10 protein-coding genes and 1 pseudogene are annotated in these 11,957 nt (G+C 66.0%); 2 read left to right on the forward strand and 9 right to left on the reverse strand.

Annotation, left to right across the window (positions count from 1 at the left end):
- Nucleotides 1-20: 20 nt before the first annotated feature.
- From DL899_RS07540 to DL899_RS07570, 7 genes are all read right to left on the reverse strand, one after another.
- The gene (locus DL899_RS07540; RefSeq protein ID WP_111733454.1) at nucleotides 21-2,432 is read right to left on the reverse strand and encodes an FAD-dependent oxidoreductase; all 2,412 of its coding nucleotides are present in this window, start codon (nucleotides 2,430-2,432) and stop codon (nucleotides 21-23) included.
- Nucleotides 2,433-2,456: 24 nt separating this feature from the next.
- Complete coding sequence (locus tag DL899_RS07545; RefSeq protein WP_111733456.1) at nucleotides 2,457-4,010, reverse strand: trimethylamine methyltransferase family protein; 1,554 nt, start codon at nucleotides 4,008-4,010, stop codon at nucleotides 2,457-2,459.
- A 90-nt stretch (nucleotides 4,011-4,100) separates the two neighbouring features.
- Nucleotides 4,101-5,021 carry a LysR substrate-binding domain-containing protein gene (locus tag DL899_RS07550; protein WP_162685525.1) on the reverse strand — a complete coding sequence of 307 codons (921 nt, stop codon included), beginning with the start codon at nucleotides 5,019-5,021 and terminating at the stop codon, nucleotides 4,101-4,103.
- A gap of 166 nt (nucleotides 5,022-5,187) precedes the next feature.
- Nucleotides 5,188-5,868: a cysteate racemase gene (gene cuyB / locus DL899_RS07555; protein ID WP_111733460.1), complete on the reverse strand. Its 681-nt coding sequence runs from the start codon at nucleotides 5,866-5,868 to the stop codon at nucleotides 5,188-5,190.
- A gap of 10 nt (nucleotides 5,869-5,878) precedes the next feature.
- Nucleotides 5,879-6,883, reverse strand: coding sequence for a D-cysteate sulfo-lyase (cuyA, locus tag DL899_RS07560; RefSeq protein ID WP_111733462.1), 1,005 nt, complete (start codon nucleotides 6,881-6,883; stop codon nucleotides 5,879-5,881).
- Between the two features lie 6 nt (nucleotides 6,884-6,889).
- Nucleotides 6,890-8,215, reverse strand: a complete 1,326-nt coding sequence (hisD, locus tag DL899_RS07565; RefSeq protein ID WP_111733464.1) for a histidinol dehydrogenase — start codon at nucleotides 8,213-8,215, stop codon at nucleotides 6,890-6,892.
- A 122-nt stretch (nucleotides 8,216-8,337) separates the two neighbouring features.
- Nucleotides 8,338-8,784 carry a low molecular weight protein-tyrosine-phosphatase gene (locus DL899_RS07570; protein WP_111733584.1) on the reverse strand — a complete coding sequence of 149 codons (447 nt, stop codon included), beginning with the start codon at nucleotides 8,782-8,784 and terminating at the stop codon, nucleotides 8,338-8,340.
- A gap of 28 nt (nucleotides 8,785-8,812) precedes the next feature.
- Here DL899_RS07570 and DL899_RS07575 point away from each other — a divergent pair, with 28 nt between their 5' ends.
- A complete protein-coding gene (locus DL899_RS07575) occupies nucleotides 8,813-9,502 on the forward strand; it encodes an NAD-dependent deacylase (protein WP_111733466.1) in 690 nt (229 codons plus the stop codon).
- Between the two features lie 61 nt (nucleotides 9,503-9,563).
- Here DL899_RS07575 and rpmB read toward each other — a convergent pair whose 3' ends face one another.
- Both rpmB and DL899_RS07585 read right to left on the reverse strand, forming a co-directional pair.
- Nucleotides 9,564-9,854, reverse strand: a complete 291-nt coding sequence (gene rpmB / locus DL899_RS07580) for a 50S ribosomal protein L28 (protein ID WP_111733586.1) — start codon at nucleotides 9,852-9,854, stop codon at nucleotides 9,564-9,566.
- 221 nt (nucleotides 9,855-10,075) lie between these two features.
- Nucleotides 10,076-11,050, reverse strand: a pseudogene (locus DL899_RS07585) (glutathione S-transferase family protein).
- Nucleotides 11,051-11,337: 287 nt separating this feature from the next.
- On the opposite strand from DL899_RS07585, the gene DL899_RS07590 reads away from it, so the two are divergent.
- Nucleotides 11,338-11,703, forward strand: a complete 366-nt coding sequence (locus DL899_RS07590; protein WP_111733588.1) for a hypothetical protein — start codon at nucleotides 11,338-11,340, stop codon at nucleotides 11,701-11,703.
- Nucleotides 11,704-11,957: the final 254 nt, after the last annotated feature.

Here is an 11,957-nt window from a genome sequence, read left to right on the forward strand (position 1 = left end):
GGGGTCCAGGGGTATGCCGATCAGGCCCTTTGCCGGTCGTTGGCAGGGTCCCAGGCGGGTTCGTCAAGCAGTGCCAGCGCCCGGCGTTCCCCGAGGATGACAACCTCCAACCCCTCGGCCACGCCCGGTTCGACATAGGCAAAGGCCAGGCTCTTGCCCGTCGCGTGGCCATAGCCGCCCGAGGTGCAGACACCGACCACGCGATCGCCCTGCATCACCGCCTCGCCGCCGTAGATATCGCAATCGGTGGCGGAGATTTCGCCATAGACCAGCCTTGTGGTGATGCCCTGCTGGCGCACCTTCTCGGTGGCGGCGCGGCCTTTGAAGTCGCCCTTGCCGGGGGCATAGAAACGTTCGCAATCGGCCTCGATCAGGGTGATCTCGTTGGTCAGCTCGGCGCCAAAGCCGCGATAGGCTTTTTCCATGCGCAGGGAATTGACCGCCTGAACACCGAAATCGGCGATGCCATGCGCCGCGCCCCCGGCCCGGATCGCATCGTAGAGGCGGGCCAGTTCGGCCATCGGCGCGTGCAGCTCCCACCCCAGTTCGCCGACATAGTTCACCCGCAGGGCGCGCACGGGGATGCCTGCAATTTCGATCTCCTGCCCCGACAGCCAGCGGAAACCGGCATTGGTCAGATCGGTGTCGGTCAGGGGGGCAAGGACATCGCGCGCCTTGGGGCCCGCGACCACCAACATGCCGAAATCATCGGTCACGTTGGCGATGGTCACATCGTCGCCGGCGGCAAAGGTCAGCATGTCCAGCGCCTGGCGCTCGGTGCCCGCGCCCGACAGCACGTAGAACCTGTCATCGGCCAGCCTGGTGATGGTCCATTCGCCCTCGATCCGGCCACCCTGTGACAGGACATGGGTCAGCTTGATACCGCCCTGTTTTTTCGGCAGCGTGTTGGCGGTCAGCCGATCCAGCAAGGCCTCGGCCCCCGGGCCGGTGACGTCGAACTTGGCAAAGCTCGACAGGTCCATGATGCCCACGCGTTCGCGCACGGCGCGGCATTCGGCGGCGACGATGTCAAAGACGTTGTTGCGGCGGTATTGCAGCTTTTCCTCGAAACCCTCGGGGGCGAAATACTTGGGTCGCTCCCAGCCATACACTTCCGTATGGATGGCACCCTTGGCCTTGAGCGGTTCATAAAGCGGCGTCACCCGGCTGGGGCGTCCGGCCTCGATCTCGCGGCCCGGCAGCGGGGTTTCGAACATGTTCTCGTAGTCGTCAAAGCTTTTCGCGCGGGTATAGTCCTGGTCGGCATAGGGACCAAAGCGGCGCGGATCGACACAGTGCATGTTGATCTCGGCATCGCCGTGCACCATCCACTGGGCCAGGTACTTGCCGGTGCCTGCACCCTGCGCGATGCCGATCGCCGCGCCGCAGCACTGCCAGAAATTGCGCAGCCCCGGCGCCGGACCGACCAGCGGGTTGCCATCAGGCGTGTGGGGGATGGCGCCGTTGATGATGCGCTTGATCCCGGCATTGGCAAAGATCGGCATCCGCTCCAGCGCCTTTTCCAGCCAGGGGGCGATGCGGTCAATGTCGTCCTCGAACAGCTCGTTCTCGCTGTCCCATTCAGGGAAACCGCCCCGCCCGGCCCAGGCCTGACGGCTGCCGTAATGCTCATAAATGCCGACCAGCCCGGCCTTTTGTTCCTGCCGGTAATAGCCCGCAGTGGCCGGGTCGCGCATGACCGGCAGTTCGGTGTCGATGTCCTTGAACTCTTCCAGCGGTTCGGTGACCAGGTACTGGTGTTCCATGTTGGTGATCGGGGTCTCGACGCCCACCCATTTGCCCACCTCGCGGGCATAGCAGCCGGCAGCATTGACCACGTGTTCGCAGGTGATGTTGCCCTGATCGGTCACGACCTCGAATTCGCCCGAGGGCAGTACCTTGATATCCGTCACGCGGGTGCGGCGGATGATGGTGGCCCCCATCTGCCGCGCGCCCGCCGCCATGGCGTTGCAGGCGCTGGAGGGGTCGACATGGCCATCCATGTTGGTCCAGGCGCCGGCCAGGATGCAGTCGGTATCGAGCCAGGGGTTCAGTTGCCTGATCTCATCGGGGCCGATGACCTCCATGTGAAAGCCGATAGTGGCCGAGAACCCCGCGACGTGGCGAAACCAGTCCACCTCTTCTTGCGTCGTGGCCAGCCGGATGCCGCCGCAGCCATGCCACCCGGCGGGCTGGCCGGTGATTTCCTCAAGCCGCGGATAGAGCGTGTTGGAATAATGATGGATCTTGGCCATATTGTAGTTGCTGATGAAGCTGGGGCATTGCCCTGCTGCATGCCAGGTCGAGCCGCTGGTCAGTTCGCCTTTTTCGATCAGCACTACGTCTTTCCAGCCATCTTCGGCCAAGTGATAGGCCAGGCCCACGCCCATCATGCCGCCGCCGACGATCACCACCTTTGCATGAGATTGCATTCCGGGTTTCCTTTCCTTCTTTGACTACCAGGCGTCGTTGCCGGCGATCATCCGGTCTTTCGGGAGAATGATGTTGAAATTCTGCCGCAGCTGACTGTCCACGCTCTCTGGGATATGACCGGGATAATGCTCTGCCAGGATATGGCGCACCTTGTCGCGGGCCATCTCGCGCGCGTCGCGGGCGCCGGCGTCTTCCCATTCGCTGATGCTGCGCCGGTCGGCAATTTCGGGATAGAGGTAATCGGTCTTCATCCGGCCGTAGGTCTGGGCGTGGCCCAGGTAATGCCCTTCGCCCAGCACCACGTCGCGGATCACGTCGAAGTTCAAGCTGTCCTCGGTCACCTCGACCCCGCGCACGGTACGCAGGATAGCCCCGATCAGGTCGTTGTCCAGAACGTAGCTTTCGAAACTCGTCCCCATGAGCGAGCCATGCATGCCCGCGCATTCGTGGATCATCGACGCGCCGGCATGGGCCGCCAGCGAGATGGTATAACCCTTTTCGCCGCCGGCCTGCATGTCGGGCAGCTTGCTGTCGGTCATGCCCGCAGGCACCGAGTTGGGCAGATCGTAGAACCCGGCCATCTGGGCGCAGGCCGCCGACAAGAGCGCCTGTTCGCCCGACCCGCCCGACATCGCGCCGGTGCGCAGGTCGCTGACAAAGGGCCAGGTTGCAAAGACCGCACGGCAATCCGGGTCGATGATGTTGCACGGGATGAGACCCGCCAGCACCTCGGCACAGGCTTGCGCCACGGCCCCGGCCAGCGCGGCGGGCGCTGTCGCCCCGGCCTGACCGGCCGCGACCAGCAAGATCGGCATGCCGGCTTCGACCGCGGCCTCCAGCGCGTCGCAGCTTTCGGTGGCAAAGCGCATTGGCGGCACGACGTGGCAGCAGACGGCGGTGCAGAAGGGGCGTTTGCGAAATTCGCCCTCGCCCCCGGCGACCGCATCCAGCATTGGGATCACGGCCCTGACGCTGTTGCTGTCGGTATAGCTGACGGCGATGGATTTCGTTGTGCCGGACAGGCAGGCATAGGTGGTGTTGACGTCGAGATCGAGGATCGTTTCGGTATCGCGCGCCACGACCGAGCGGTGATACCAGTGGATGTTGTCCATACGGTCCACCAGCCGGGCGATATCGTAAAGATCGGCCACCGTGCTTTCACGGTACTTGCCGCTATGGAAATCCATGATGGTGGGGGCGGCGCCGCCGGTGCCCGCATGGACGCGCCGGCCGCCGATCTCGATATCATGCGCCGGGTCAATCCCGTGCAGGGTGAACTTGCGCCGCGTGCGCGCGATCATGTCCTCGACCAGGGCGCGGGGAAAGCGCAGGCGCCGGTTGTCATCCATCTTGCACCCCGCCGCCACGGCACGGGCCTGCAGGCTGGGGGTGATCTGCGACAAGCCGAGATCGGCCAGCAACCTCAGCACCAGGGCGTGGATGCGCTCTATCTCGGCGGGCTCAAGCGGGCGATAGCACCCGCCGGTCATGCCCGGCGTGATCGGCGGTGCGGCCAGGGTGGCAATCGACCTGTTGCGGCTGCGCCGGTGCGATCTTTGGATGGCGGATTCAGGCATGACGGATCTCGCGCGTTTCCCATGGTCCAGTAGCCCCGGGAAAAGCGCCCGCCTCAAACGATCATTTTGAATGCGATGCATTCCCTCAGATCATGCAACGACCTTGTCGTGTTCACATTCCTCCAGCATCCAATGTACGAAGCCCTTGACCGCCGGGTTTGACATCCGGTCGATGGGGGCGCCGATATAGTAGCTGCTGGATGTTTCGAGCACCCCCCCGACGGGGGAAACCAGCTGTCCGCTGGCCAGCATTTCGTCAGTGATATAGGCCCATCCCAGCGCAACGCCGCGCCCGGCCTGGGCGCCCTGCAGCACCATCGGATAGCTGTTGAGGCGGATGCCGCGGCGCACGGGCTGTCCGGTAACCCCCTGCTGCATCAGCCAGACACGCCAGTCGACCGAGCCCCAGATTGTGCCGCCGCTGTCGAGATGCAGCAGCGTCTGGTCCAGAAAGTCGCCCGCGCGCCGCAGTTCGGGATGATCCCGCGCATAGCCGGGGCTGCAAACCGGATAGACACGTTCGCCGAACAGACGGTAGGCCTCGACCCCGTCCCAGCCGCCATCGCCGTAGAGCACGGCAATATCCGCGTCCTGCCTGGCCAGATCGACCTTTTGATCGGTTGCCAGAACCCGCAGATCGACATCGGGGTGGCGTTCGCCGAACCGTTCCAGCCGGGGCATCAGCCAGTAATAGGCGAACGCGACCGAGGCCGCGACGGTGATCTGCGGCATGTCCGCCGCGACGCGCAAGTCACCAACGCAGGTGGCGATTTCATCCAGCCCGCGGGTGACGGCATCGAACAGGCGCAGGCCATCGGGGGTCAGGTCGATGGCGCGGTGCCGGCGCACGAACAGCATTCGCCCGAGGTCGCGTTCCAGCGATCCGATCTGCCGGCTGACGGCGCTTTGGGTCAGGCACAACTCATTCGCGGCGGCGGTAAAGCTCATCCTCCGGGCGACTGCCTCAAAGGTGTGTAGCTGCGACAATGCCGGCAGGTGGTATTTTCTCAATCGCCCTCCCCCCCCGTATCGTATGGCGATGGCCAGTTCGGATCGCGTGTCCGGGGAAACGATGCCTGAGCACCTGAAATCGAGTCCAGCAAAAAAGCGGGCGCCGCCGGGCGGGAAAATGACGCGGGCCAAGCCGGCATTGCCACCTGCGATGCCCGCTGATCGCTCAGCCCTTGGCAAAGGCGATGATTGCGTCGCGCAGGCAGTCCAGGCTGTCGGTGTGGGGCGGGTCGGCGGGCAATGCATCGGTCAGCAGCGACAACTCGGTGCAGGCCACCAGCAGGTGGTCGGCCCCGGCCCCCGCCAGCGATTGCGCCACCCGGCAAAGGGGCGGGGCGGCCACAGACGCGGGCGCACCCGCCTTGACGGCGCGGATCACGTCGAGCAGGCTTTTGTCGTCCTTAGGCCAGACCTGCGTCAGCCCTGCTGCCTCGAACGCGGGGTCAAAAACGCCGACCTTCCGCACGGCGGGCGAGGCGAGCATGCCGATGCGCCGCGCCCCCGTCCGGATCAGGTGATCGACGGTCAGCCCGATCATGTCCAGAAATGGCAGCGTCGTGGCGTTCCTCACCGCCAAGGCATAGTGGTGGGCGGTGTTGCACGGCATCGCCAGCGCCTGCGCGCCCGCGCGTTCCAGGTCCTGCGCCATCGACATCAGCACCGGCATCGGGTCGCGGCCCGTGCCCTCTATCAGCGCCTTGATGCGCGAGGGCACTTGCGGGTTCTGATGCACGATCAGCGGCACATGGTCCGCATCATCCCGGGCAGGCACCGCATCCAGCACCTTTTGCATCAGCAGGATCGTGGCCTCCGGCCCCATTCCACCGAGGATACCCACGGGCTTCATGACCCGACCCTCAGCGCGGCACGTCGAAACAATGGGTGTAGCCGGTCAGGCCGATGGCCCCGCCGGTGTGCAGGAACACGACCTTTTCGCCCTTGGCAAAGTGGCCCTTGCGGATCAGGTCGATCAGCCCCGCCGCGCCCTTGGCCGAATAGACCGGGTCGAGCAGGATTGCCTCGAAACGGGCGAAAAGGTCGATCGCCTCCAGCGTGTCATCCGCCGGCATGCCGTATCCGGGGCCGACATAATCGCAGTTTGCGACCACCGCCTCGCGCGGGACGACGCCGGGGCAGCCCAGCTTTTCGGCGGTGCGGCATGCCAGGGCGAAAACGTTCTCTTCCTGCTTGTCCTTCGGTGCGCGCACACCGATGCCCAGCAAGGGAATGCCGGCATTCATCGCGCAAAGCCCGGTGATCAGCCCGGCCTGTGTGCCGGCGCTGCCGGTGGCGTGGATGATGTGATCAACCGCCAGTCCCGTTTCAGCGAATTGTCCCATCAGTTCCAGCGCACAGTTGACATAGCCCAGTGCGCCGGTGGGGTTCGACCCGCCGCCGGGAATGGCATAGGCGTTGCGCCCCTCGGCGCGGAACTTGTCCGCCACGGCTTCCATCTCGGCATTCATATCAAGGTCGGGGCCGCGATGTTCCATCGTCGCGCCGTGCAGGTGATCGAGCAGGACGTTGCCGTTATACTTGTAATTCTCGTGGTTATAGCCGGTCCGATCCTCAAGCAGGATATGACAGTCCATCCCCAGCTTTGCGGCTGCCGCGGCGGTCTGGCGGGCGTGGTTCGACTGCGTCGCGCCCTGGGTCAGCACGATGTCGGCGCCTTGCGCCTGTGCCTCGGCCATCAGGAATTCCAGCTTGCGGGTCTTGTTGCCGCCCGTCGACAGGCCGGTGCAGTCGTCCCGCTTGATCCATATCTCGGGCCCGCCAAGATGCTCTGACAGCCGCGGCAGCGGCTCCAGCGGGGTGGGCAGATGGGCCAGACGCACACGGGGAAACCTTGCAAGATTCATGGGTAACTATCCTTGGTCATTTGCGGCCAGCTTGCGCATTCGGCCCTTTCTGTCCAGCCCGCCGAACCGATTCAGGCGGATATCGGCGCTGCGGGCGTGGCCTTCCATCCCCTCTTGCCGGCTGATCGCGGCGGTGACGCGGGCCAGGTCGGGCAGCGCCTTGGCGCGTACCTCCTGCCAGGTCACGGTCTTGAGAAACTTGTGCACCGACAGCCCGCCAGTATAGCGCGCCGCGCCAGAGGTGGGCAGCACATGGTTTGGCCCCGCCGCCTTGTCGCCGAAGGCCACGGTCGTCTCGGCCCCCAGAAATAGCGAACCATAGGCCGCCAGCCTTTCCCGCCACCAGGCCAGGTCGCGCGCCTGCACATGCAGGTGTTCGGGCGCGCGGTCGTCGGCGTGACGGGCCATTTCCTCGGCACTGGCGCACAGGGCCACCTCGCCCAGGTCGCGCCAGGCCGTTTCAGCTGCGCTGCGGTTGGGATCGGGCAGCGTGGCGATCAGCGCCGGAACCCGCGCCAGCACCGCTTCGGCCAGGGGGCGGCTGGTGGTGGCCAGCCATACCGGCGAGGTGGCGCCGTGTTCGGCCTGCGACACCAGGTCGGCGGCGACCAGTTCGGGGTCGGCGCTGTCGTCGGCCAGGATCAGGCTGTCGGTGGGGCCTGCGAACATGTCGATGCCGACCGGGCCGAAAAGCTGGCGCTTGGCCTCGGCGACATAGGCGTTGCCGGGGCCGACAAGAATGTCGGCGGGCGGGGCGCCGAACAGCCCCAGCGCCATCGCCGCGATGCCCTGCACCCCGCCGATGGTCAGGATGCGCGTCGCCCCCGCAAGGTGCATCGCATAGAGCATCGCAGCCGGGATGCCCCCCGCCCCGGAGGGAGGAGAACAGGCGGTGATATCGGGCACCCCGGCCTCGCGCGCGGTGGCGATGGACATCAGCGCCGAGGCGATATGCGTGTACCGCCCGCCCGGCACGTAACAGCCCGCTGCCCTTACCGAGATCTGCCGCTGACCGGCAAACAGGCCCGGGCGCAGTTCGATTTCCATGTCCTGCGCCGTGGCGCGCTGGGCGGCAGCAAAGCGCGAGATGTTGTCATGCGCCCAGCGGATATCGTCGCGCAGCTGCTGCGACACCTCGTCGGCGGCGTCATCGATGCGCGCGGCGGGCACGGTGATCGGCCCGTCCCAGCCATCCAGTCGGCGGGCGTATTCCAGCGCCACCTGCGCCCCGCCGACGCGCAACCGCGTCAGCATGACTGCCACCATGTCGGTGACGTCGGCATCCGCCTGCGGTGGCCGGGGGGCGGCGGATTTCAGCGTGATCACTGGCATGGGCGTCTCTCCTCGCCCTATCCTGTGGGTGCAGGGAGCTGCCCGGCAAGGGGCACCGCGCCGCGCGCCCCCTGTTTTTCCGCCCGCCGAAGGCGTGCTTCGGGAAAGCTGAACGAGCCGCCCTAGCCGGGCTGAAGGCTGGCTTTGAGGCCCCGCGCCGCGGTCTCGATCAGGTCCAGGACGCCGTCGAAATCGCGGGTGTAATAGGGGTCGGGAACGTGGTCTGCGCCCGTTTCGGGCGCGAAATCGGTCAGCAGGCGCACCGGCGTGGTGTTGCCGGTGGGGCGCCGGGTCTCTATTTCTTGCTGGTTGGCGGCGTCCATCGCCACGATCAGGTCGAAGCGGTCGAAATCGTCGGGCGTGAACTGGCGCGCGCGCAGGTCCGAGATGTCATGACCACGGGCGCGGGCGGCGGCCTGCATCGGGCCATAGGGCGGCTCGCCCACATGCCAGCCGCCGGTGCCGCAGCTGTCGGTTGCGACCTCTGGGGCGAGCGCGCGAAACACCCCCTCGGCGGCGGGCGAACGGCAGATATTGCCAAGGCAGACGAACAGGATACGGTTGGTCATGGCGGGTTTGATAAGGCAATCAGGGATCATGGAAAAGATCGTCATTCTCACCGGGGCGGGAATTTCCGCCGAAAGCGGGCTGGGCACCTTTCGCGGCGCCGGCGGACTGTGGGAACAGTACCCGCTGGAGGATGTCGCCACGCCCGAGGGCTTTGCCCGCGACCCTGTCCTGGTGCACGAATTCTATAATGCGCGGCGGGCACAGGTGGCTGCGGCCCGGCCCAACCCGGCGCACCGGGCGCTGGCGCGGCTGGAGGATGCGCGCGCGGGCGAGGTTCTGATCGTCACCCAGAACATCGACGCCCTGCACGAGGCCGCCGGCAGCCGCAACGTGCTGCACATGCATGGTGAGCTGTCGCGCGCGCTGTGCCGTGCCTGTGGCGCGCGCTGGGACGCGCCGGAACAGATGTCGGCGCAGGATGTCTGCCCTGGGTGCGGTGCGGCGTTGACGCGGCCCGACGTGGTCTGGTTCGGGGAAATGCCCTACGGCATGGACCGGATCGAGGCGGCGCTGGCAGGGGCCGAGATATTTGCCGCCATCGGCACCTCGGGGCAGGTCTGGCCGGCGGCGGGCTTTGCGCGGCTGGCGCACGAGATGGGCGCACACACGGTCGAGCTGAACCTTGAACCGTCTGCCGCCTCTGCCGATTTCCACGAGCATCGGCAGGGCCGGGCAAGCGAGGTCGTGCCGGAATGGGTGGCGGAACTTCTGGGCTGAAACGACAAGGCCCCGCCGCAAGCGACGGGGCCTTTGGCCGGCCAGTGGCGGCGCGTCACCCTCAGGCGGTCGCGGCCTTGGCCTTGGCGATCTCTTTCTTGACCTTCAGCGCGTTCGCCGACAGCTCGGTATCCTTGGCCTTGGCCAGGAAGGCATCCAGCCCGCCGCGGTGATCGACGCTGCGCAGCGCGGCGGCCGAGATCCGCATCTTGATGCCGCGGCCCAGCATTTCGGACTGAAGCGTCACGTCGTTGAGGTTCGGCAAATAGCGCCGCCTGGTCTTGTTCTTGGCGTGGCTGGAATTGTTGCCAACCATCGGGCCTTTTCCGGTCAGTTCGCAGACACGCGACATTTGGATCATCCTCGTCCTTGGCTGGGCACATGGGGTGCCCGGCAATGCAAATGGGCACCGCAAGCGGCGGCGCCCCGAATTCCGTTGTCGGTCTTTACGTCCAAGGGGCACAGGCGTCAAGGGATTCGGGGGCGAAAATCGCCTGCTGCGCCTCTCGCTTGCGTGCGGCGGCCTGCGGCCCTGATGCCGCGCGAGCGCAGCAGGAGTGGGTTCACTTCCCCCTATCCCCGCCCGTGCGGCGCATCGAAATCGGGTCGGGGGCCGATCGGCACGATCGCATGCGGGTTCACCGTGCGCTGGCTGACGTAATAGTGCCGGGTGATGTGGTCGAAATCCACCGTCTGGCGCACCCCCGGCCACTGGTAAAGTTCGCGCAGATAGCCCCAGAGGTTGGGGTAATCGACGATCCGCGCGCGGTTGCACTTGAAATGGGTGTGATAGACCGCGTCAAAGCGGATCAGCGCGGTGAAGAGCCGCCAGTCGGCCTCGGTCAGCGTGTCGCCCATCAGATAGCGGCCCCGGCCCAGCCGATCTTCCAGCCAGTCGAGCGTGTCGAAGAGCGGATGAATGGCTGCATCATAGGCTGCCTGGGTAGTGGCAAAGCCGGCCTTGTAGACGCCGTTGTTGAGGGTGTCGTAGACGCGTATGTTCACCGCATCGATCTGGTCGCGCAGCGGCGCGGGCCAGTAGTCGTCAGTGTTGCCCGTGATGTGGTCGAAGGCCGAATTCAGCATGCGGATGGTCTCGGCGCTTTCGTTCGAGACGATGGTTTCGCGGCTCCGGTCCCAAAGCACCGGCACCGTCACCCGGCCCGACAGCCCGGGGTCAGCCTTGAGGTAAAGCTCGCGCAGGTAGCGCAGACCATAGAGCGTGTCACTCGTCGCGCCGGGAAAGTCGGTTCGAAATTCCCACCCCTCGGCCAGCATATCGGGATGCACGACCGAGACGCCGATGTGCCCCTCAAGCCCCTTGAGCACGCGAAAGATCAGCGTGCGATGCGCCCAGGGGCAGGCAAGCGAGACATAAAGGTGATAGCGCCCGCTTTCTGCCGCGAACCCGCCCTCGCCAGAAGGGCCGGGCCGGCCGTCGGGCGTGATCCAGTTGCGGAACTTGGCGCCCGAGCGAACGAACTCGCCCCCGGTTGATTCGGTATCGTACCACTTGTCGTGTCATTGCCCTTTGACCAGCAGTCCCATTGGCGGCCTCCTTTCGCGGCGTTTCCTGCCACAAAGCTAGGCTCTGGTGCCGGCCCCGCCCAGTTGCGCACCCGCGCAGCGCCGGTGCGGTTGCGCACATGGGGTCGGGGGTCGGGTATTTGAGACCAGAAAGAAGCAGGGCGGCAGGTGCCGTGGGCCTGCGTGTCCGCACCCCTGCGCTGGAAAGCCACAGCCTGGAGTCGAAATCGGCCCGGGCTGGCAAAGCATCGTGACTCCCTATCCCGTGGCGCTACGGTTCAGGGAAACGAAACGCTTTGGATGAGACCATGCAGGATTATTTGCCGCCGGAAATCCAGGCCGGCCTGGAAGAGGCCCGCAAGCGGGCCTGGCGCAAGGGTCACCGCCTGCGGGTGCGGGCGGGAGAGGATGAATACCCCGTGCTGGGCGCGTGGGAGGATGGGTTCGCCGTCACCCGGCAGGTTGCCGGGCATCTGCGCGGGCATGTGACGCTGTACGATGGTGCGCGGCTGATCGCCGATTGCCTGATCGTCGCTGCGGAAGAAGAGGACGGCGGCGAAGCGGTGCGTTTCGAATACAAGCGCGTGACCGAACCGGTCACCGCCCCGCCGGCGGACTTCGAACGCGCGCCGGATGCGCCGGTGGCCCTGATCGGACGTGATCCCGAACGCTGAGAACCACGAAACGGAAACCCCGACCAACAGGTCCGGCTGGTCGTGCTGACCGGGCTTTGTGCCGGCCTGGCATTCGGCCTTTTCTGGTGGCCGATTCGCGCAATCGGGAAAGCGGGAGTCAAAAGGCCCCGGGGTGATCGCGCTGCTGGCGGGGGTGCTGATCGTCTGCGCCGGGCTGGTGGAACCTGCCGTGGTGACTTGGAAGCGGGGGCGAAACGGCGCGGCGGCGGATCACCTGCCCTGAAGCGCATGCT

This window comes from Roseovarius amoyensis, from assembly GCF_003260265.1.
GTDB classification, from domain to species: Bacteria; Pseudomonadota; Alphaproteobacteria; order Rhodobacterales; family Rhodobacteraceae; genus Roseovarius; species Roseovarius amoyensis.